The 21,852-nt window shown below is 54.3% G+C and carries 21 protein-coding genes and 1 pseudogene; 14 read left to right on the top strand and 8 right to left on the bottom strand.

Translation table 11 applies throughout. The features are described from left to right. Nucleotides 1-77 precede the first annotated feature (77 nt). The 6 genes from sigJ to EPA93_RS36440 form a co-directional block, all read right to left on the bottom strand. A complete protein-coding gene (gene sigJ, locus EPA93_RS36465; protein ID WP_129892237.1) occupies nucleotides 78-965 on the bottom strand; it encodes an RNA polymerase sigma factor SigJ in 888 nt (295 codons plus the stop codon). A 151-nt stretch (nucleotides 966-1,116) separates the two neighbouring features. Continuing rightward, nucleotides 1,117-2,418 carry a phytoene desaturase family protein gene (locus tag EPA93_RS36460; RefSeq protein ID WP_129892236.1) on the bottom strand — a complete coding sequence of 434 codons (1,302 nt, stop codon included), beginning with the start codon at nucleotides 2,416-2,418 and terminating at the stop codon, nucleotides 1,117-1,119. Between the two features lie 838 nt (nucleotides 2,419-3,256). Continuing rightward, a complete protein-coding gene (locus tag EPA93_RS36455) occupies nucleotides 3,257-3,922 on the bottom strand; it encodes a DUF998 domain-containing protein (protein WP_129892235.1) in 666 nt (221 codons plus the stop codon). 3 nt (nucleotides 3,923-3,925) lie between these two features. Beyond that, complete coding sequence (locus tag EPA93_RS36450) at nucleotides 3,926-4,384, bottom strand: hypothetical protein (protein WP_129892234.1); 459 nt, start codon at nucleotides 4,382-4,384, stop codon at nucleotides 3,926-3,928. A gap of 298 nt (nucleotides 4,385-4,682) precedes the next feature. Continuing rightward, entirely contained in the window at nucleotides 4,683-7,889 is a 3,207-nt protein-coding gene (locus EPA93_RS36445) for a winged helix-turn-helix domain-containing protein (protein WP_165423637.1), read from the bottom strand. 96 nt (nucleotides 7,890-7,985) lie between these two features. Continuing rightward, entirely contained in the window at nucleotides 7,986-8,972 is a 987-nt protein-coding gene (locus EPA93_RS36440) for an MBL fold metallo-hydrolase (RefSeq protein ID WP_165423636.1), read from the bottom strand. 260 nt (nucleotides 8,973-9,232) lie between these two features. Here EPA93_RS36440 and EPA93_RS36435 point away from each other — a divergent pair, with 260 nt between their 5' ends. The 12 genes from EPA93_RS36435 to map all read left to right on the top strand — a co-directional run bounded on the left by EPA93_RS36435 (nucleotide 9,233) and on the right by map (nucleotide 19,611). Continuing rightward, on the top strand, nucleotides 9,233-9,412 hold the full coding sequence (locus EPA93_RS36435; RefSeq protein ID WP_129892231.1) for a hypothetical protein: 180 nt from the start codon (nucleotides 9,233-9,235) through the stop codon (nucleotides 9,410-9,412). Nucleotides 9,413-9,789: 377 nt separating this feature from the next. Further along, nucleotides 9,790-10,113, top strand: a complete 324-nt coding sequence (locus EPA93_RS36430) for an HU family DNA-binding protein (RefSeq protein WP_129892230.1) — start codon at nucleotides 9,790-9,792, stop codon at nucleotides 10,111-10,113. Between the two features lie 1,023 nt (nucleotides 10,114-11,136). Further along, on the top strand, nucleotides 11,137-12,162 hold the full coding sequence (gene pdhA / locus EPA93_RS36425; RefSeq protein ID WP_129892229.1) for a pyruvate dehydrogenase (acetyl-transferring) E1 component subunit alpha: 1,026 nt from the start codon (nucleotides 11,137-11,139) through the stop codon (nucleotides 12,160-12,162). A 5-nt stretch (nucleotides 12,163-12,167) separates the two neighbouring features. Further along, the gene (locus tag EPA93_RS36420) at nucleotides 12,168-13,166 is read left to right on the top strand and encodes an alpha-ketoacid dehydrogenase subunit beta (protein WP_129892228.1); all 999 of its coding nucleotides are present in this window, start codon (nucleotides 12,168-12,170) and stop codon (nucleotides 13,164-13,166) included. Between the two features lie 6 nt (nucleotides 13,167-13,172). Further along, the gene (locus EPA93_RS36415) at nucleotides 13,173-14,498 is read left to right on the top strand and encodes a dihydrolipoamide acetyltransferase family protein (protein WP_129892227.1); all 1,326 of its coding nucleotides are present in this window, start codon (nucleotides 13,173-13,175) and stop codon (nucleotides 14,496-14,498) included. Nucleotides 14,499-14,526: 28 nt separating this feature from the next. Continuing rightward, entirely contained in the window at nucleotides 14,527-15,054 is a 528-nt protein-coding gene (locus EPA93_RS36410; RefSeq protein ID WP_129892226.1) for an O-acetyl-ADP-ribose deacetylase, read from the top strand. A gap of 183 nt (nucleotides 15,055-15,237) precedes the next feature. Then, nucleotides 15,238-15,795: a PadR family transcriptional regulator gene (locus tag EPA93_RS36405; RefSeq protein WP_129892225.1), complete on the top strand. Its 558-nt coding sequence runs from the start codon at nucleotides 15,238-15,240 to the stop codon at nucleotides 15,793-15,795. A 155-nt stretch (nucleotides 15,796-15,950) separates the two neighbouring features. Further along, a complete protein-coding gene (locus tag EPA93_RS36400; protein ID WP_129892224.1) occupies nucleotides 15,951-16,601 on the top strand; it encodes a class I SAM-dependent methyltransferase in 651 nt (216 codons plus the stop codon). Nucleotides 16,602-16,844: 243 nt separating this feature from the next. Continuing rightward, nucleotides 16,845-16,982: a hypothetical protein gene (locus tag EPA93_RS48725; protein WP_165423635.1), complete on the top strand. Its 138-nt coding sequence runs from the start codon at nucleotides 16,845-16,847 to the stop codon at nucleotides 16,980-16,982. Nucleotides 16,983-17,096: 114 nt separating this feature from the next. Continuing rightward, complete coding sequence (locus tag EPA93_RS36395; RefSeq protein WP_129892223.1) at nucleotides 17,097-18,263, top strand: amidohydrolase family protein; 1,167 nt, start codon at nucleotides 17,097-17,099, stop codon at nucleotides 18,261-18,263. A 67-nt stretch (nucleotides 18,264-18,330) separates the two neighbouring features. Further along, nucleotides 18,331-18,723, top strand: a complete 393-nt coding sequence (locus EPA93_RS36390) for an ABC transporter permease (RefSeq protein ID WP_129892222.1) — start codon at nucleotides 18,331-18,333, stop codon at nucleotides 18,721-18,723. An 84-nt stretch (nucleotides 18,724-18,807) separates the two neighbouring features. Beyond that, a complete protein-coding gene (map, locus tag EPA93_RS36385; protein WP_129892221.1) occupies nucleotides 18,808-19,611 on the top strand; it encodes a type I methionyl aminopeptidase in 804 nt (267 codons plus the stop codon). 305 nt (nucleotides 19,612-19,916) lie between these two features. Here the strand turns inward: map and EPA93_RS51140 are convergent. Together EPA93_RS51140 and dut are read right to left on the bottom strand one after the other, a co-directional pair. Next, nucleotides 19,917-20,111: pseudogene (locus EPA93_RS51140) on the bottom strand (DnaJ domain-containing protein); the annotation flags it as partial. Further along, nucleotides 20,111-20,560 carry a dUTP diphosphatase gene (gene dut / locus EPA93_RS36375; protein ID WP_129892219.1) on the bottom strand — a complete coding sequence of 150 codons (450 nt, stop codon included), beginning with the start codon at nucleotides 20,558-20,560 and terminating at the stop codon, nucleotides 20,111-20,113. The gene dut and the pseudogene EPA93_RS51140, both read right to left, overlap by 1 nt. Before the next feature lie 47 nt (nucleotides 20,561-20,607). Between dut and EPA93_RS36370 the strand changes: the two genes are divergently transcribed. Beyond that, nucleotides 20,608-21,057, top strand: coding sequence for a hypothetical protein (locus EPA93_RS36370; protein ID WP_129892218.1), 450 nt, complete (start codon nucleotides 20,608-20,610; stop codon nucleotides 21,055-21,057). Next, a complete protein-coding gene (locus EPA93_RS36365; RefSeq protein ID WP_129892217.1) occupies nucleotides 21,054-21,776 on the top strand; it encodes a DedA family protein in 723 nt (240 codons plus the stop codon). Before EPA93_RS36370 ends, EPA93_RS36365 begins: the two co-directional genes overlap by 4 nt. The last annotated feature ends 76 nt before the right edge of the window (nucleotides 21,777-21,852 follow it).

Here is a 21,852-nt window from a genome sequence, read left to right as displayed (position 1 = left end):
AGCCCTGGCTGACAGTGATTCAGGCAGGAGCAATTTCCTGCTCACCATTGTCGGCAAGTGATCTATAAGACCCTCATCTACATATTTGTGACCTGATAAGGAGGTGGGATATGCCGTAATTTCTCGGGATTGGCAACCACATTGACCTCACGGATCTTTTGCTCTGCTATGTCAAAGGCCCACACTGAGTAAAGGGCCTCTTTCCGATAATGAATGATCCCTGGCCGACCATTGATGTGAGCAAGACGATACACGAGCGGCTCTGGTGCTGTGGGTCTGACTGCCACCAGGAAACGCGCAGCCTTGAATGCTCCATAGAGCGGCTTGCGTGCGGCTTTAGCTTTGCCACCACCGTCAGTATAGAGCGCTACATCGTGGGCAAATAATGAGAGAAGGCCCTCCATATCGCCACGCTTATAGGCATCAAGAAACTGATTGACGATGAGGGAGTGCTGCTTGACTTCCAGGCTGTCGTGCTGACTATTGACGCGCAGGGCGTGTCGGGCCTGCCACATTAACTGACGGCAGTGGACTGTACTCTTCTGCACCATGTGGGCAATCTCGGCATAATCATAATCAAAGACCTGGCGTAACAAGAACACAGCACGCTGGAGCGGCGTGAGCGTTTCGAGCAAATGCAGCAACGTAATGGAAAGTACTTCATTTTGTACCATTCTGATACTCATATCGTCTGTCACCATTGGTTCAGGAAGCCAGACTCCGATGTAGCTTTCGCGCTGTCTGCGAGCCTGCCGCAGCTCATCGATGCATAAGCGTGTGATGACCGTGCAGAGATAGCCCTTGGGATTGTGTATGAGCTCTGCTTCCTGATCGCTGCTTGCTGAGTACCAGCGGAGAAACGTTTCCTGCACACAATCTTCTGCGTCCATCACACTCCCGAGCATATTGTAGGCAATGGAAAAGAGTAATGGCCTATAGGTTTGAACGATCTCTTCTTGTTTCATAACTTCCGTCACCTCAATCAGAATAGGGAGCCAGGTTATCCTGGCTCGCCAGTACGGGAAGATGGAGTCAGGTAAGTTCACCTCTCACACGCATAGATGGCGTGGTATCCTACAGTTGTCTTTGGGAGAGCAGCCTTGCCTATATTTCGCACTAAGAAGCAACCATAGCTTCTGTGACAAGGCGGGCAGTACGGCTCGCGCTGGCAAAAGCTGCCCCTGACTGTTGATCTTCATTGCCTACCCAGTCACCTGCGACGTACAGGCCACCAATGGCTGGAACCACAGGGCCAGGGCGACCATTGATCCCGCCTCGCTTCGCCTGAACAATGTCACTTACCGCTTGTATATGAGGGAGGAAGCTCTCTGCAATCACTTCCGCACGCCAGCCTGGCTGCAGTCGATCCAAGAGCGCCTCTAACTCTCGTTTACTCATCTCCGCAGAGAGTGATTCGTCATATCTATGATATCTCATCGTATGGATGAAAGCTCCATCCTCTCTCCCAAGTTGCGCCCAGGTAGAATGGACAGCATAATAGAGTGGACAGTCCATACCAATCGCATAGATATTCCTGGGATTGGGCAGGCGACGCAAGGCGACATCAAAGCAAGCAATATATGATGGAATCGTCTGCTGGGCCCAACTGCGCATGAGATCGTGTTGCCCCTCTGCGACAAGGCTGGAGGCAGTGTGAGCATCAACAGCCAGGATGACGGCTGAGGCCTTGTAGCGTGTCCCATCTTCCAAACGGATCGCTTCCACTGCCCCAGAAGCCACCTCCACAGCAGTAACCCTGGCGCGAGTGATCACGGTCGCACCGGCTTGTTGAGCGACTTGGAGGAGGCCATCAACCAGAGGTTGCCAGCCTTTATGCAGATATAGCACGCCAGAATTGTTCTGCAAGATGTCTATGATCAGGCCTGCATCAATGAGGTCAGGTGCCCAGGTATTCGTACTCAACCGGGCACGAGCCTGGAGAAATTGACGGGCCGAGGCGTACCGTATGTTGGTCTCCAGCCATGTTTGCCAACTGATCCCTCGCAATTGAGCGCTATCGAGCTGTGGCAGTGCCGCATACAATTGGGAGAGCTCATCTTTCTCTGCCTGAGAAAACAGAGTTGTCTCAGCTAAGGCAGCTGCACCAAAGGGGAGGCGATGATCCTCGTCTTGCTTAAGGGCCAGACCATAATCAATACTCAACCGGCCTCCGCTCACAGGAATGTCCAATTCTCTAAGCACCCTTTCCCCAGGGCCTCCAAGATAGAAGGCATGGGCTCCAAAGTTGAAAAAGAACCCCTCCTGCTCTCTGGTACGTGCATAGCCTCCAGGAAGCCTGGACCTCTCAAATAGGAGAACGTGATGTCCCGCGCGTGCGAGTAAAGCAGCGGCGCAGAGGCCTGTTAAGCCGCCGCCAACAATAATGATTGGGTTCGGAGATGTGCGCTTCACATTCATGCTCTTTGCTCCTCTTCAGAATAGAGTATGAGAGCGTGTTTTCTACAGGGACTGAAGTCGCTTCCTAAAAACGCTTCAGCTTCTGTGATAGGTGAGGCAGGAGAGCGCTCCTACCTGCGGGCTACCTGGATCTCGCTGCATGGTCATTGATAAAACACGCTCTTCCTTATGCCGCAAACCACTGATGTGACCCCTGACCTCATCATTGCAACTGGGTCCACTGCTACTGATCTGATAGAGTCGCAGAGCAATAGCAACCCACGATCTTTGATAGAAATGAGGGTGGTTTTGAACAGAGATCGTACAAGAGACGAAATACCTCCCTCATTTGTTAGTATCTGCACACCTTCTTTTTCCTTAGCGCTTTCCATCGCCTCCGCGCTCATAACATTCCCTTTTGCCGAATCTTAAAAGGTCGGGCTGTTGACGGAAAACCTGAGCCAAATTGCCAGTTTCATTTCAGCAGGCCTGGTCATTTTAGTAAAACTGTGGCCTTTAGAGAGAGTTCTTTTTGGCCGATTTCTCTCCAATGAAAGGGAAATCGGCCTCTTGAATGAGTCAGCAGGGCTCACCCCTTGCCAAAGGTGTTTTCTCGCGGTCAAAAAGGAGGAAGCAGGCAAATACAAGAGGTCAAGGGCTCTCCAGGAAAAACATTTCAACCTGGAACCAACGTCAAGAAGCAAGCTACAAGATGAGGGAATAATCTACGTTCCATTGAAATAGCTAACAGCTCTCCTTTCGTCATGCTCACGGCTTTATGAAACGCCAGAATGAGCAAAGACAACCGGCTCCGTTCTGCAATTGACGGAGCCGGTTGAGATGAACTGATGACTACACACTAGGCAGCGCGGCGATGCAGGCGGAGTATGTGTAACCCCACGGTCAGGAGCCAGCCGAGATAAGACACGATCAGGAAGCGTCCAAACAGGCCAGCCAGCACGCCGGGACCGAATTTGCCATCATGGGGCAACATGAGCATAAACGCTACCATAGCCACAAGAGTAATACCCGCTGTGAGGAACAGCCATACGCGCACAGGTCGCCACGCTGGCTGGCGCACCAGCACAAAGCTCAGCAAGAGAGCCGCAATCGGCGTATAGTCCAGGGCCGCCCCAAGATCGTGCATGCTCCCGCTAAAGCTCAGCGCGGCCTGACTCGTCGTAATCGTATCTGTCGTAAAAATGGAAGCCATGAATAAGCCAACGGCCGCCAGGCCAAGAATGGCGAGTCCGATGTAGCCGAGCACATTGCGCACCTGGGAAAAGAGAGCTAGCGCGGCGCTCAGCAGGCTCGTCGCCAACAGAAAGAACGCTAGATGCATCATCCAGCCAAAGGAACCAAGCGCGTATTCGCTGATGAAGCGCCAGGTCGGGTCAAACTCTGGCTCAAGCACATGCAGGCTCAAGAGCAAGAGCACAAAGAGTGTTCCCGCAGCTATAGAGAGCCGTGCGAACAGGGTCTGGCCATTGGATATCGGCTTTGTAATTGCTACTGATTGCGCCATGTCTCAATCCTCCTGACGCCGTACTCTTGTCATCGTCGAGCTATAGCCGCCACCGCCAGGAAACTCCCAGGCTCCCACGCAGACATTCCCATCCTCGCTAAACGTTCCCTTGTAGTAAGCTGGTGAACCCTTCTCGCCTGCCCAGATCATCAAGGTATTGCCGGTAAGCTCGTAGACATAATCCAGGGTCTCCCCGCTTGAGCCATAGAAACGCGAGATAATATCCGCGCTGGGCTCTTCACCAAAGGGGCGCAGATGACCAATGACCTCAAGGCCCTGTATACGATGGCCGGCGTGCAACATGTCCACACGTTGCAGCAGGAAAAAGCCGCCCTCCAGCCATTCGTAGGTTACCTGTCCAGAGGTATCGGCGGAAAGCGCCCAGGTCCCGACAAGTTTCTCTAAACGTTTGAGATCCTCAGCCGGCTGTGAGGTGGCTGATGAAGACGTATGCTCGCTCAAGATTCTTGCTCCTTCTCTTTATCTTTCAATTTCGCTTGCAGGCAATCCTATTCTCTTATTCTTCTGCCAGGTCACAGAAGCAGCAATACCGGCTAATTTCCTGGAAAGCTACATTCCTATCTTCTCCAGTATACAGAGGTGAGCAGGCCGCATGGCTTTCCTGCCATATGCCTGGTTCAGCCTATATCGCCATATCCTGCATAGCAGGAGTATACAGAAAACGTAGGGAAGCTATCGACACCCATCGGGGTGATTTTGCGGGGTGAGAAAGCAGGGATCAGCCAACCTCGTGAGGAGATCAAAGCACTTGTAGATCGCGGGCGCGCGCACAGGCCTGCATCCGGCTATTGACAGCGAGCTTGCTATAGAGATGCTTGAGATGGGACTTTACAGTATTGAGCGAAACGACAAGAGTCTCGGCAATTTCTCGATTCGTACGACCCAATGCCAGCAAGCGTAAGATCCGCAACTCCTGGGCAGTGAGCGGTTCGGGCAAAGCAGCCACGGCGAGTCGTGGGAGAGCAGACGACTGAGCCTCAGCATCCCGAGCTGGCTGCTTACCGGCAGGCAAGGCCTGTCTCTGCTCCTCCTGCGCGAATAATGCCAGCAATTGCGCTATATAGGCCCTCCTCACAGCAGCCTCGCGCGCACCTTCATCTATAGAAGGAATTTTCGCATACAGGATAGTCAGGGCCTGCTTCATAGGCAATCCAAGATCCAGATACAGCCGTATAGAGCCTTCTGGCTCGGTCAAAGCAAACAGCCGTTCTGCCCAGCGCCAGGCTTCCTCTTTGCGCTCTGCCAGAACAAAGGCCACAAGGGAGAGCGCCAGGAACTGCATGCAGGTCTGAAGATCGGCAGCATCACAAAGGCGCTCTCTGAAGCGTGAGAGCAGGTCGCAGGCCTGAGAATACTGCCTTTGGGTGAGCAAGACCTGCACCAGCATCAGCAGCTCGCCACTCGCCATAAATTCCCAGGTCCAGGGAGAGAGCATGTGCTGCTGCGCCCACGCCTGAGCCTCTGGCAGATTTCGGCTTGCCAGCCAGTATTGTAGATGGCTCAGCACTTTCCAGAGCGCATATTCTTCTCTGGGCACATAGCGGGGGAATTCCTCGTGCGCAAGGAGAGTATCTAGTCGCTGCAGAGCCTGATTAGCTGCCGAGAGATCTCCACGGGCCAGAGCCAGGCGCATGGAAGCGCATTCCCCCTGAGCCTGTAGATATGGTTGACGCCAATCGTAGGCGATGCGCAAGGCCTGCCGCAACCAGTCAGCGGCCTCCGCCAACTGATTCTGAGCGTAAGAGAGCGTAAAGAGGTCAAGATAGAGAGATCCTGTCAGGCTGGTACGTACACCACTCTGCTCAATGAGGGCCAGCGCCTCAAGATACTGCCTCCTCGCCTGCTGCAACTGCCCATTTTTGATATATGTCTCGCCAAGCAAGCTCACGATCCTTATCGTTGTGGGGTAGTGCGCTGCCTGTAGCGCTTGCTGCTTAGCTGCTAGCAACCCTGGGATCAAAGAAACGCGCATCTGTGGAAAGAAGTCAGTCAGCCAGAAGGTAAGCGTGAGAGGAATAAGGTTCCAGCTCACCTCCGCATCCATTGGTAATGCTTCTGCGGCCCGTGCTAGCTGTTGTAAACGTTCGGGCTCAGGTTGGCCGAGAATCGCCCGCGCCTCACCAAAGGCCAGCAAGAGGAAAAGCCTTCGCTCGACTAATGCCGCCTCTTGCGCTTGAAGATAGAGCGACGGCGCACCTTGCACAAGCCCTTGCAGCCGCTTGATGACTCGCTCTACTTCAGCAACCACGCCCTTTCCATGCACAGGAACTGAGTAGAGAACGTGAAGCGCGGCGGCCAGAGCCAGGCGCGTGTGCATGCTCAGCGCGGAACCTGGTAAGGCCAGCACCCAGGTCAGTACAATTCTGCCCTCGCCGCTGTGCCAGAAGTGAGGAGCTGCTTGCTCCATCAAGGTAGCGGCATAGGAATAGTCAGGAGCCAGGAGCGCATGCGCGATAGCCTCTCGCCACTCCCCAGCTCCTGCATACCAGCGAGCCGCCCGCATGTGCAGGAGCGGCACCATTTCCGGCTGACTTCTCTGTAGCTGAGCTTGCAGCGCCTCGCGAAAGAGGTCATGATAGCGGTACCAGCGCCTATGCTCATCCAGCGGTATCACAAAGAGGTGGGCCCGCTCAAGCGCCTCTAATAGCTCCTGGCATGTCGAGGTGGCTGGCAGAGCAGTAACCGCCTGGCATAAGGCCGCGTCCATGCGCGCGAGAAGCGCGGTCTGCAGGACAAAATTTTTGAGCTTTACAGGTAAGCTGGCAAGAATCTCCTGCTGCACATAATCGAGAACCAGGCGATGGCTACCCGTGAAGCTCTGCAGGGATAGAGAGAAATCTTCCTGTCTGCCGCGCGAAATGGCGGCAAGTTGTAGGCCGGCGATCCAGCCTTCAGTGCGCGCCTGTAGCGCTATTACCTCATCTTCAGAGAGCGGCAGACCCATCCCCTGACGCAGAAAAGTTGCAGTCTCTTCCCATGTAAAGCGCAGCCCGGGATCTCTGATCTCAAGCAGTTGCTGCCGCACGCGCAAGCGAGCCAGGGGAAGCTCAGGATCGGCACGACTGGCAAGCACTAAATGCAGATTGGCAGGCAGATGCTCAAGCAAAAAATGCATTGACTGAATGAGCCCAGGTTCAGAGATGACCTGGTAATCATCAAGGATGAGAAGAAGCTCTCTATCCACCTGCTCTATCTCCTGAAGCAAGCTAATCAGGCAAGTGGAAAGAGGGAGAGTTTCTTGCGCGTGGAGCAGAGCAAGAGCCGTTTCCCCAAGCGCCGGCAGCACTCTGCGCAAAGCCGCGATACAGGCAACCCAGAATCGAAGTGGCTCATTATCGAGCTCCTCAAGCGAGAGCCAGGCCACAGCTAGCTTCTTTCCAGCAGCGTTAGCGCCGGGCTCCTGCCGGGCAAAGGAGGCTATCCAGGCGGAGAGGAGCGTGGTCTTGCCGCTTCCCGCCGGGGCCGAGATAAGGGTGAGAGGATGAACCAGCGCAGCGTCCAACATGCGCTGCAAGCGTGGGCGCTCCACAAGGGCAGGCGGCAGACGAGGGGGCGAAAGCCTGGCTGCAAGAAATGCCTCCCTTGACTCAGCGGCTCTCCTCTGCTGAGAGGGAAGCGGAGCAAGCTGGCGGTTGAGCTCCCTCGCTACCTCCTCTAAGCGCCCAAACGTCACTTTAGCCGACGATCCCAGATAGCGCTTGGAGGTATGGCGCTGCTGCGTACGGCAGGCATACCAATACTCTCTGCCGCCACGCCTGGCTTCCTTAAGTACCGAGACCCTTCCAGCCTTGCCAACAAAGGCAAAGGCCGTATGCACCTCCAACCAGGCCGAAAAGGCAACCTCGTCTCCAGCAAAATAACACAGCTCCAACTGCCCTGAGCTCCGGAGTTGATAACACTGCCTGCCTTCTTCCCAGATGAGCGCATGCGCTAAGTGCCTGGGCACGCTTTCCTTCCTTTGCTTTGCTGTTGGGAAATTCACCCTAATCTCCAACATCCAGGAGTATATCACAACCTGCAGGAAAAGCAGCTGCGAGCAGGGCTAGAGCGCGGCATACAGAATCAAACCGTCGCTGGTATGCTGCTGCCTCACCTGGCCGGCATAACGCATATATTCCAGGTGTGAAAGCGTCTCGGCCACAGCCATGCGCCAGGCATCCTGGCTCTTGAGGCGTGCTGAGAATAGCTGCTTTGCCAGCTGATAGGCATGCTGAGGATGTTGAGCCAACAAGGCAAAAATCTCCTGCTCGCGCTGATCATGATGCTCAATCAGCTCACGCACGCGCAGCGCCAGGTCAGCAAAGGGCTCGCCGTGGCCTGGCAAAACTATGCTTGCCGGCAAGTTTTCCACCTTGCGCAACGAGCTCAAGAAATCGCCAAGAGGATTTTCCCGGGCCTGTGCCGAATAAAGCCCGACATTAGGCGTAATGCGCGGCAAAACATGATCAGCTGCCAGGAAGACTCCATCGCGGGGACGATAGAGGCAGATATGGCCATCGGCATGCCCCGGCGTCCACAATACCTCATAGCGCTCGCCCAACAACTCTAGCTGCTGCCCGTCTTCAAGGAGCGTAAAGGCTTCATGGGCCGGCACGCCGACCACCTTGCGCATGACCTCGCGTGGCACCTGGGGAGGATACAGCGGTTCCCGAGGCATGCCATGGGGCACAAAAAACTGGTTGGTCTGGGCAAATGTGCGCGCCTGGGCGCTGTTCCAGAAGAGCTGTAGCGCCGCCTCATCAATGGGATGCATATAGACTGCGGCCCTACTTCGCTCATATAGTTCGCCTGACAGCCCGACATGATCGGGGTGCATGTGCGAGAGCACAATGGCCCGCAACTCCTCCAACTTGAGCCCAAGACCTTGCAGTTCCTCATAAATAAGTGTGCGCGCTTCCTCGGTGCCAATGGCAGTATCAAATAGCGCCCAGCCAGCAGGGCCAACGAGCACATAGACATTGACGGTACGCAGAGGGAAGGGGATAGGAACGCATAGCCGGTACACATTTTCAGCAACAAGATCAGCCATAACTGAATGTAATCCTTTTCTGGATAAGGTCTCTTTCTCCTCTCCCTTAATTCTCCGTTTGCCAGCAAGAAACCTGTCTGCTAATCCGGGACCTTTGCCTGCCTTGCTTTGCCGCTGACGGAGGCGAACAAAGGGAGAAAAAGCCCCGCCTTCATACATGCCGATATTGTACCTCATAGAAAGCTTTGGCGGAAAAGCGAAGCTTTGTCAAGCCTATGTTTGTGTGGGCTTGAGCAGCATAAAATGAAGGAGGGTTATAAATGTGCGAATTGCAGAGGCAAAAACTGCCCATCTATGAAATTTTCCCACTAATAGTACATAGCTTACTACAATTCATCTCCGGCAGCCAGGCAAGCCTTCCTGACAAGCCCCTGACAATCGACGAATTTTATATCTGCTCGATGAACATGTTAGCAGCGAGCAGCCCCGATCTTGAATAAGTATTCAAAAAATAATAGTGTGCTGCTGAGCAGTTTATAGCTGAAGTATTACCACCACTTGCGTACCTCAGCTATAAGACCCGGATTGAGTAACGCTACACGAAAAAAAGTATCATTCTATATGAAGTAGCACGAGGATTGGTGATAGCCTGGCAGGCCATTTTTATGCTTGGACGTTAGGTATAGACTGGCTTGTAAAGCAGATTTACTATATATGATAAATTTTTAGCCATAGAGGTACGCTTGTAATTCTCAAATCTACATGCTATACTCCTAAACGGCAGTGAGGATGTAACGCCGCTTCGCAGGCCCAACAATGTCATAACCGGGCCTTACAGGCGACGCGTTTTGATTGTTGCAAGGAGGATTTTGAACCCATGGCTGAAGAAAAAACCCAAAAAGCCGCTACACCTGCTACAATTGGTCGGCAAGAGCTTTCAAGGCGCATTGCCAAACAAGCTAAACTATCCCAAAAACAGGCCGCTGAAGTGCTGGAAGCAACCCTGGATAGCATTCGGGAAGCGCTTCAGAATGGCGACGAAGTACGCTTAGTGGGCTTTGGTTCATTTAAAGTCCGTCAAAGTGCAGCTCGTAAGGGGGTTAATCCACGCGATAGGAAACCAATAGAGGTGCCCGCCAAAGAGCGCGTGCGCTTCTTCCCCGGCAAAGATCTCTCAGAGGCAGTGATCAAAGAGAAGTAGTCTGTTATCAGAGACCTCGCGCCGCAAACGCGTGGCCAGAGAACCGGGCTATGAGCGCTTGTCACTCCTGGCCCGGTCTGTAGTAGAAAGCAATAGAATCTTCTCAGGAAGATCAGCAGGCAATGTTAGCAAGAAGCAGAAAGTTGTCTTCAGCAGCGTTACAACTAGCGCCTTAAGCAGAGCCTGGTAAGGCCAGCGAGCCTACCCCGGCACCGTCAGGCGGGTGGAACTAAGCCAGAGCGGGTAGTCGCAGACCCATATTCTGCGCAAAGTCCATTCGCAGTTATCACTTGCTAACTAGTCAAGGCTTACTTTAAGACAAGTCAGGTCCTACGCCCTATGGGTAGGAGCCTGGAAACGCTGGGACACGCGCCTCAGCACATGGCAGGCCCGGACTTGACCGGCTCCCTTCTCTTCCATTGAGAGAAGGAAAGGTTTTCGGAGGGATCAAGCGAGTCAGAGCGCATGGCGCCAACGCTGACCGCTATGGCCTATGACCAAACTGGCAGAGAGCGTTCAAGCCAGACTCATGGATGCCAGACCTGCAGAGAACTGAGCCAGGCGCGCTTGACCCACAGAGGCAACCCGCGTGGAGGGGTTTGGAGCCATTTCCTGAAATAATGGCTCCCCGCAAAAGGTGATGGATGACACCCGTGTCGTTTCCTCACCAGGGCTAGAAGCCGGCGGCCTCCGCGCCACCTTATATGGTGAGAGATCCCTCACTGCCAGAAATCGCCTGGCCCCTGGAGGTGCAAGACGGAGACCGAGCAAACGTCCCGTACAAGCCCTCCCAGGGGCTATGCCACGTCATCTCAGGGTGCCATTCCCACATCCCACAGTAAGCAAAATGTCATGCTCCAGCACTCTCTATAGCAATCTCAGCTACCGATAAGGTACAATAGGTAGGAAAACTATAATCAGATAGACACAATGGCGTGTTAAGCTGAAGGTCTCACCACATACAATGAAGTATGTCACAGCATCAGGCATACATACCAAGCAGTTACCACACAAGGGGGGCCTATGGCGATCAGCAATGCTACGCTAGCAGAACTAACACGAACTCAATTAGTAGAAATGCACTACAAGATGGCTCTTTTGCGCCGTTTTGAAGAAAAAAGTGCAGAGGAATATACTCGCGGCAAAATAGGCGGCTTTATGCACCTCTATATCGGGCAAGAAGCCGTTGGGGTAGGCAGTATCGCGGCCTTACGCCCAAGCGATAAGATTATGTGTACTTACCGGGAACATGGACACGCGCTTGCCAAAGGTATGGAACCGGGTCAGGTGATGGCCGAGCTTTTCGGCAAAATTACCGGCTGCAGCAAGGGTAAGGGCGGCTCTATGCATATGTGGAGCAATGAACTAGGGATTCTTGGCGGACAGGCTATCGTTGGCGCACACCTGCCGATTGCCGCCGGCGTAGCATTAGCTGCTCAGTATCGCGGAGAGGACACAGTTATTGTCTGTTACTTTGGCGATGGGGCGGTTGATGAGGGCGCATTCCACGAATCGCTAAATCTTGCCTCGATCTGGAAACTACCAGTTGTCTATATTTGTGAAAACAACCAGTACTCGATGGGCATGGCCGTTGAGAAGGCCTGGGCAGTCGATAGCCTGCTTCCGCGTGCGGCGGCCCATAATATCGGCGGAGAACAGGTTGATGGTATGAATATCCTGGCGGTCTACGAGGCCACAAAGCGCGCGGTGGAACATGCGCGCAGCGGCCAGGGACCGGCCCTCCTGGAAGCCAAGACCTATCGTTTCCGCGCTCACTCTATGACTGACCCCGCCTACTATCGCACGCGCGAGGAAGAGCGCGAATGGCGCAGCTCTCGCGATCCCATTGCGATCTTTGAGAAGACCTTGCTGGAGAATGGCATTGCCACGCAGGCAGAATTTGATGCTAACGATGAGCGCGCCATCCAGGTGGCCGAAGAGGCCGCTGAGTTTGCCGAAAACAGTTCCTTTCCTTCTCTTGACGAACTTTATACCGATGTTATGGCGGATAACTCCACAGCCCTCGCCTACCGCTACGAGAGGAAATAAGATATATGCGAACACTGACGTATCGTGACGCGCTGCGGGAAGCTATCCGCGAAGAGATGCAGCGCGACGAGCGCGTATTTATCCTTGGCGAAGATATCGCCGGCTATGGCGGCACCTATGCCGTGACCAAAGGCTTGATTGACGAGTTTGGCGAGAAGCGCGTGCGCGATACTCCGCTGGCCGAAGAGGTGATTACCGGCGCGGCGATCGGGGCGGCCTTAAACGGTCTGCGCCCCATCCTCGAAATCATGACTATCAACTTCAGCTTGCTGGCGAGCGATCTCATCCTCAATAGCGCTGCCAAGTTCCGCTATATGTTTGGCGGACAGCCCGAGATTCCGCTGGTCATTCGCACGCCCGGCGGCGGTGGCGCTCAGCGTGGCGCCCAGCATTCCCAGGTCCTGGAATCGCTCTATGCGCACTTTCCTGGCCTGAAAGTGGTGATGCCGGCCACCCCTTACGATGCCAAAGGCATGCTCAAAGCTGCTGTGCGCGACCTTGACCCGATCCTCTTTATCGAGCACGAGCTTCTTTACAATGTGAAGGGCGAGGTGCCCGATGAGGGCGTAGAGTTTACGGTCCCGCTCAATCGCGGCGAGGTGAAGCGCGCCGGCGAGCATGTGACGATCGTGACCTTCTCGCGTATGCTCCATATCGTCATGCAGGCCGCCGAGGATCTGGCCAAAGAGGGAATCGAGGCCGAGGTCATCGATCTGCGCAGCATCCGACCCCTTGATATCGACTTGCTTGTCGATTCTGTGAAGAAGACGAACCGCGTGGTGATCGCTGAGGAGGGCTGGAAATACTTTGGCACGGGCCAGGGCATTGCAGCCTTGATCTATGAGCACGCCTTTGACTATCTTGATGCACCCATTCAGCATGTGGCCGGCGCTGACGTGCCCATGCCCTACTCTAAGGTGCTGGAGCGCGCGGCCCTGCCCGATAAGAACGAGATTATTCATGCGGCCAAGGCTATCGTCCCTGCCGCCCTGGCGAGGATTTAGCAGCATATGAAGACTGTAGAAATGCCCAAAATGGGCGATACCATGGAAGAAGGTAAGATCCTCAACTGGTTCAAGCAAGAGGGCGATACAATCAAGAAGGGCGAGCCCATCGCCGAGGTTGAGACCGATAAGGTCAATATCGAGATTGAGTCGTTTGTGAGCGGCGTTTTGCGCAAGATCATTGTGCCCGCCGGTTCGGCAGCACCAATCGGAGCGCCCATCGCTTATGTGGGCAGCGCCGACGAGCCCTTGCCCGCCGAGGCTACGGGGACCGCGCAGGCCAACGGAACCCACCAAGCCACAGGCAACGGTACAGCCCCGGCTGTGCAGGCTCAGCTTGCCACGCAGGCAGCACCAGCAACGACGGTGAGCCGCAGCACGGAGCCTGAGCGTGGGCGCATCTTTATCTCGCCTATCGCGCGCCGCCTGGCCGAGGAACATCGCCTGGACTATAAGCAATTGCGCGGCAGCGGACCCAATGGGCGCATCATTAAGATGGATGTAGAGGCCGCGATTGCTGCCCAGCAGCAGACAGCACCAAGCCTGCAGCCGGCAGTCAGCTTGCCGCTCTTTGAGACCTATGTTGAGCCCAGATCCGAGGAGCCGCTTGCCCCTGTCCTCACTGGTCAGGAGGCCGATGAGTTCGTCGAGATTCCGCTGACGGCCATGCGCCGCACCATTGCACGCCGCCTGAGCCAGAGCATGCAGACTGCCCCGCACTTCTATGTGACGAGCGTCATAGATACAGGCAAGCTTGGCCAGCTGCGCAAGCAGATCAATGAGTATGCGGCCAAAGATCCGTCGCCGCTCAAGATCAGCTATAACGATCTGATCGTCAAGGCTGTCGCGCTGACCTTGAGGCGCATGCCACAGATGAACGTCTCTTTTGCCGAGGATCGCCTGCTGCAGAAGAAACATGTGCACGTTGGCGTCGCGGTAGCCCTGGAACAGGGCTTGATCGTGCCTGTCGTGCGCAACGCCGACAAATATACGGTTCTTGAGCTGGCGCGCGAGACGCAACGCCTGGCCAGCCTGGCCCGGGGCGGCAAACTGCGCCCCGAGGATTTCAGCGGCGGGACCTTTACGGTAAGCAATCTTGGTATGTTCGATGTCGATAGCTTTACAGCCGTGATCAATCCGCCCGAATCGGCGATTCTTGCCGTTGGCTCGATTACGCCCACGCCGGTTGTCGTCGAGGGAGAGATCGTCGTGCGCGAGCGTATGAAGGTGACGCTCTCTTCTGATCATCGCGCGATCGACGGCGCAACGGCTGCCCGCTTCCTGCAGGAAGTCAAACGCTTGTTGGAAGAGCCATTCGGCCTTCTCCTCTAGGCAGGAGCTCGTCAAGATGGAGGCATTTATGTCCACACGCACAATCAACGGTGTGACGCTGGCTTTGCTGCGCGGCAACATTGTCGATGTCGAGGTAGACGCTATCGTGAATGCCGCCAATGCAGCGCTCGCGGGCGGTGGTGGCGTGGATGGCGCCATCCATCGCGCCGGCGGTCCCAGCATTATGGAAGAGTGCCGCAAAATCGGCGGCTGCCCGACAGGCAGCGCGGTAGCGACCGGAGCCGGGAAGCTAAAAGCCCGCTACGTCTATCACGCCGTGGGCCCGATCTATCGGCAGAACCCTGCTGATCCGCGCCTGCTGGCCGGTGCCTATCAGGCCTGTCTTGATCTGGCCGAGCAACACAAGATCAAAAGTATCGCCTTCCCGTCGCTGAGCACCGGCGCTTATGGCTATCCTTTGGACCTGGCAGCGCCTATCGCGCTCAAGACGGTGATCGAGCACATTGAGAAACCAACCAGCCTGCAGCAAGTCATGTTTGTGCTGTTTGGCAGCTCGGCCTACGAGGCCTTCGAGCGGGCGCTGCAACAACTTTAGCCCTGGCCTTGCCCTCGATATTGCTGTATCGAGGGCAATTTGCTAGTTTGCGGCATGTCCCAAAAATCCCTATGGGGTCGGCCTGAGGAAGGACTTTAAGCCTCTGGGAACAAGGGGAGTATACACTCTTGTCGCCTGGCTTCGGCTCTGTTATGATGTTGGCCAAGGAGCTTTATTGAGAACATGTCTGCTATCCGCTTACTTATCCTTGGTGTCCTCCAGCGCCAGCAACGCCCTATTCATGGCTACGAAATACGCCGCGAGCTTGAGCTATGGAGCGCCAATCAGTGGGCCAATATCGCTTACGGCTCGATCTATTCAGCGCTCAACAAAATGGCTCAGGAGGGCCTGGTTCAACAAACCAGCCCGAGCGAGGAGCCACGCAGCAAACCCACGGCCCGCATAGAATATACGATTACGCCGGCGGGCCAGACCGAGTTCGCGCGGCTCTTGCGCGAGTACTGGTGGGAAAATAAGACTTCCGTCGATCCCTTTCAGATCGCCTTGATGTATATGGATATGCTGCCGCGCGATGAGCTCTTGCTGGCCTTACGCAATCGCGCCGATCTCACGCGGGCCAATCTGCGCTCGCTGCGCTATTTCATCACGCTCAAGGAAGGCTATCCCGAGGTGGGACGCTTCGTGCTGGAGAATCTAGGCCTGATGGCTGCGCATGTCGAGACCGAGCTGCGCTGGATCGAGCAAACGCTGGAGAAAGTTGAGCGCGGCGAGCTCCCCTAATTCTTTCCATCATTCCCTCTTCTCTCGCCTGCAGTTTCAGGGAAGCGCTGCGCAATAGTGTTATATTGAGATCATTTTGCAATACGCGCGGGCCTATGCCTTAGTCAGCGCATATGTGTGCATAATAAGCTCACAAAATTGGTAGAGGAGAAAAGATGCCAAATCATTCAACGCCCTGGAATGCGATCTTTGCCAGCCAGGGATTGGTCTTCGTTGAGCCCCACGAAGATATGCCGCAGTTGGCTGAGCAGATCAGCCAGGGCAATGCCCATACTCTGCTCGATCTTGGATGTGGCAGCGGACGCCATGTTCTCTACTTCGGGGAACGCGGCTTTGATATGTATGGCATTGATAGCGCACCAGCCGGGCTGGCGATAACGCGGCAGCGCCTGGAAGAGGCAGGCTTGACGGCCCATCTTGTGCAGAGCGATATCTTCGATGCCTTGCCGTTCCCTGATGCTTTTTTCGATGCGATCCTCTCTGTGCAGGTAATCCATCATGCGCGCCTGGCTCAGATTGCAGCTCTGATTGATGAGATGGCTCGTATCCTCAAAGTCGGTGGCCACATTTTCGTGACAGTCCCACAGCTACAGAATCAGGGCACACAATTTGCGCAAATTGAGCCAGGCACGTACATTCCCCTCGATGGGATTGAGGCGGGTTTGCCCCATCACTATTTCACGCCCGAGGAACTGCGTACTTTATTCAAAGCCTTTTCCATCCTTGATATCCACCTTGATCGCCATCAGCACTATTGCCTGACGGCTGTCAAACATTCAGCGCCCACAGCAGAAGTCTCACGCTAAGCAAGCCGCTTCGGGCTTATGATTAACAAGAACAAATTTATCTAAAGAGTTTAGCTTCCTGGCGCAACTTGCGCCATCCCCTTGACAATTTACTCAAATTTGTATACAAATCATTTAAGGTTATTTAAAAATTTGTCTTACGCCTGAAAAGAAGGCATTTTGCCCAAGTTTCCCCATTGACATATACGTATACCTATATTATATTGCACGTATACGTATATGCAAATACAGGGAGGTAAAGATATGACCATAGTAGAAACGCAGGAATTGCGCAAAAGCTTTAAGACGCGCAGAGGCAGGCTTGAGGCCGTAAGCGGTGTCAATCTACAGGTCGCAGAAGGTGCGAGGCCGGGCGCGTACGCAAAAAGATCGGCTACGTAAGTAATGAACACTCACAATAGCTGACGATGGTAGACCAGGAAAAAGGGAAACAGATTGGAATGTGGTCGGAGGGTAAGGAAAAGAACTTTACTAAAAGATGAAGAGAGATTTCTTATGAAAACGTTCATGATCTCGAATACAAAAGTATTCGATGGGAGAGAAAACCATCCAGCCCAGAGCGTCACAGTGCAGAATGGCAAAATCATGGCCATTGGCACATCTGCTCCAGAGGTCACGGAAGTGATTGACGGCACCGGTTGCACCTTATTGCCAGGCTTGATTGACGCGCATACCCATATCTTTCCAGAGATGCTAGAGCAAGCCTTCCAATTTGGCGTCACCACCGAACTTGACATGTTTTCAAATCCCAGGCTCGCGAAAACCCTGAAAGCCGCAGCCCGGACGAACAAGACTATGGCCGATCTGCGCTTTGCCGGAACGGGGGCCACCGCCCCGGGTGGGCATCCGACAGGCTTAGTAGCGCAAGGCTTCTACCCGCCTTTTCCAACCATTTCCGCTCCAGAAGAAGCAGAGCAATTCGTGAGGGATCGCGTTGCCGAAGGCTCGGATTATCTTAAATTGATCATCGATGGCGGCGATGCTTTGGGCTACGGAAGCCACCCGACACTCGATGACGCCACCCTGGCTGCCCTCGTCCGCGCAGCCCATGAGCATGGCCTTCTGGCTATTGCACACACAGATTCGCAAAGAGCCATCCGCCGAGCGCTGCAAGCCGGTGTGGATGGGCTTGCTCATTGCTTTATCGACGGTGAGCTAGAGGATGACCTGCTCGAAACCATCGTAAAAGCTGCAGTCTTTATTATGTCGACGCTTGCAGCGCTGGAAGCCATTTGCGGTACCACCGGGACAGCTCGGATGCTCTCAGAGCATCAGCTCATGGAGAAGCTGAATCCCCCGTCTCAGCAGATGGTGAAGATGGCGTGGCCACAGTATCATGGAACGCTTGCACTTGAGCCATCCATGTACGCCGTGAAGGCTCTACATGATGCTGGCATCAAAGTGCTTGCAGGCAGTGATGCAGGCACACTGGGTGTGGCTCACGGAGCAAGTCTGCACCGGGAGTTAGCACTTCTCGTGCAAGCTGGTCTGACGCCAATTGAAGCACTGCGTGCCGCTACTTCCGTACCCGCAGCAGTCTTTCAACTTCAAGACAGAGGCCGGATACACAAAGGGTTCTTAGCTGATCTGTTGCTCGTGACAGGCAACCCTTTGGAGAACATAGCTGATAGCTTGAATATTAAGCAAGTGTGGCGCGGGTAGATGCTTTTCAGCAATTGGGAAAGTGCATGAAGATACTCACTCTCTTTGAGCTTAGGGCCTGAGAATCTTGAGCCAATCATTGGATGGAATGGGGAGGAGCCTGGCGGGCATCGTGCTCACCCTGGGCCTTGTTGTCCCGCTGGGCCTGCTCATGGCTTCTTGCTCCTACTCCCTGGCCCTGCTACTCAAAGACGAGAATGGTCTCTCATCAGTGCTCAACACAATTACCTTGCCATTGCTGCTACTTTCGGGTATCATACTACCGATAGAATTAGCGCCGCCATTACTGCGCGGCGTCGCGCTGATTAATCCGCTCTCCTATGCGGTAGAGGCCGCGCGAGCCCTCTTCAATGGTCACCTCGGCGACATCTCCGTAATACGTGGCTTTGCCATTGTGGCAGTCCTGGCCCTGCTAGCCATCTGCTGGGCTGCCAGCAATTTCCGCCGTAGCATGGCGTAGAAACAGAAACTTTACAACAGCCAGGGTCAAGAGCGCTTGCCCCTGCTTAAACATGTGTAACAGTAAGCTAAAAGGTAAGAAGACTTGCAATATTTAAAAACCGACAAAGAGATCTCTCTGATGCGGCAAGCCGGTCTGCTGGTCTGGCAAGCCCACGAGATAGCCGCAGAACACGTCAAGCCAGGCGTCACCACCGCCGAGATCAATGCCGCAGTTGAACAATTCATCACTGAACACAAAGCTACCCCGCTATTTAAGGGCGTGCCCAGCAGCAACGGCAAGGTGCCGTTTCCGGCCGTGACCTGTATCTCGGTCAACGAGCAGATCGTGCACGGCATTCCAGGTTCGCGTGCCCTGCGCGAGGGCGATATAGTAAGCATCGATATCGGCATCAAGCAGCATGGCTGGTGCGGAGATGCCGCCGTCACGCGGCCCGTGGGCAAGATCGCCCCTAAAGTCCAGCGCTTACTCGATATCACCGAAGGTACCCTCAAGCTGGCCATAGAACTGATCCCTCAGAGTCGGCTCTGGAGCCAGGTCGCCCGCGAGCTTGAAGAGTATGTCAAGAGCGCTAAATTTTCTGTGGTTGAAGGATTGGTAGGGCATGGCGTCGGACGCGAAATGTGGGAAACGCCGCAAGTGCCTAACTACTATACCAAACAGTACGAGCAACTTGCCGACTTCGAGCTGAAGCCGGGAGTCGTGATCGCTGTCGAGCCGATGGTAAATATGGGTGCCAAGCGCATGCGCATGCTTGGCGATGCCTGGACCATCGTCACACATGACGGTTTGCCCAGCGCGCACTTTGAGCATACCCTGGCCATTACCAAGAAAGGCGTGCAGGTCTTAACCGCAGGTCCTGACGGCAAGGCCTGGGCCACCGTCTAAGCAACGTGGGCAGGCAGGCATAGAGCGCAAATAGTAGAGCAAGAAGGGGCAGAGCTTGCCCCTTAATTCTATTCCAGAGCCTAAATTTAGCCCTAGAATCAGGCAAATAGAAATAACGCTGGCACGCCTTGCCGCCACCCGCGTGCCACAATACAAGCCTCAAGCTAATCCTGCAGGCCTCGCTTGAGTTCGCGGAAAAATCCGCTGATTCCCTCAGGCCAGCTCATACGGTGCAGCGCTTGCCGAGGCTGGCGGCGCAGAGCATCCATAATAATGGCATGCCGCATCTCCTCAAGCTGCTGAATATCGTAGATTGCCCGCTTGCGAAAATCGCTGAGCACATCATAAGCCTCGTTCAGCCGCTTGATATGCTCCTCATGCACCTGCCTGTTGAGATCGGGATGATAAAGGCGTGCAAGACGGCGATATGCCCGCTTAATTTGCGTAAGCGAAGCATTATGTGGCACACCAAGAATAGCATAGTAGTCTGCGAATGACATTACGCACCTGTGCTTCCAAAGCCGCCTCGTCCCTGGCCTACCTGCTCTACCTCGTCCCAGGTGACACGCGCAATCGGGACAAATATGCCCTGAGCCACGCGTTCGCCGCGCCTGACCGTCACGGCCTCATCCCGAAAGTTGTAGACAGAGACGAGCAGCTCATCGCCTTCACCGCAATAATCCTGGTCGATAATGCCCACCCCATTGGGGATGAGCAAGCCCTTACGCCGCGCCGTACTGCTGCGCATCGTCAGGAGTAGCATGTAACCTGGCGGCGTACGAACAATTACATTTGCCGGGATCAATCCCAACTTACGCGGAGGCACTTCGGTATCCTCCCGACAAAGAAGATCAAAACCCACCGAGCCAGCTGTAGCGTACCCTGGCAGGGGCAGATCTGTATCAATACGTTTAATCGCAACGTGTAAAAGTTGTGCAGACGCGTCCATATCTGGTATTCTAGAGAATAGAGAGGATCGCGTCAAGAGATAATTGTATGTTGGGAGTGCGACCTTTGAGCTTGCGGGTAAAATTTATTGTTACCAGCTTCCTACTTTTGCTGTCGCTCAGCTGCACATTTGTGGCAGCCACGTCAACAGTAGGCGCGCTGCACAATTTTCAGCAGCAGCACATGCTTGCCGAAGAAGGCGATGTACGCACAATACGCCCCTGGATGACGATTCCCTATATCGCGCACTCCTACCATGTACCCGAAAATTATCTCTACAAATCCCTACAAATTGCGCCAACACCTTCGCGACATAGCACGCTCCATATGCTCGCGCAACACAGCAAGCGCCCGCTAGATCAGGTTATTCATGAGGTGCAAAAGAGCATTATCAGCTATCGCAAGCAACACAAAGCCCATCCGCACGCCACAGCTACGGCATCTCTCAACCACGGGCCGCAGAAAAAGAAACATCCAGCAGAAAGGGTAGCACATTGAGTACATTTCTGCCTCTTTTACTTGGCTGGCTCCAGCAATATGGATATCCGGTCCTATGGCTGAGTATGTTTATTGCATCGATAGGTGCCCCGCTACCAATTAGCTTTGTCTTGCTTGCCGCAGGTGCGTTTGCTGAACCTGGCGATTTTAACATTGTCGTGCTGGCTTTGATTGGGATCAGCGCCTCGGTAAGTGGAGATAGCGTGGGCTATCTCATCGGGCGCTATGGGGGACGCGAAATCTTTTTCTGGTTGGGGCATCAGCAGAAAGTGCGCTTTATTTCGCCGGCGTCCATCGCGCGCTCACGCCTCTATTTTGCTAAGCGCGGAGGCTGGGCTGTCTTTCTGAGCCGCTTCCTTTTTCCCGCGCTCGGCGGCGCCATTAATCTGCTGGCCGGAGCTGAGATGTATCCTTTTCAGCGTTTCTTTATTTACGATCTGTTAGGTGAAGCCCTGGGAACCCTGATCCCTCTCTTGCTGGGCTATATTTTTGAGACAAGCTGGGAGGCTATCGGTAACATTCTTGCTACCATATCTATACTTGTTACTGCCCTGATTGTCGCCGCCTATTTTGCGGTGCGCCTTATACGTATCATACGAAATATGAAGACAGTTCCTACCATTCAACGGAAGGCCAGCGCCCCACTACAGGCTCTCTCAGGAAGCAGCAATACACAAGATGAAACAGTCTGCCACCTTGATGGAGGTTCAAACGTATAACAAAGTATAAGCAACTTACACAGAACTAACTACTTACGGATATGGTTCTATCTCCGAATCAAAGCAAAAACGAGCG

It is taken from the genome of Ktedonosporobacter rubrisoli, from assembly GCF_004208415.1.
In the GTDB taxonomy this organism is placed as follows: Bacteria; Chloroflexota; Ktedonobacteria; order Ktedonobacterales; family Ktedonobacteraceae; genus Ktedonosporobacter; species Ktedonosporobacter rubrisoli.
Note: the sequence above shows the minus strand (reverse complement) of the source record. Positions and strands in the feature narration are given on the sequence as shown.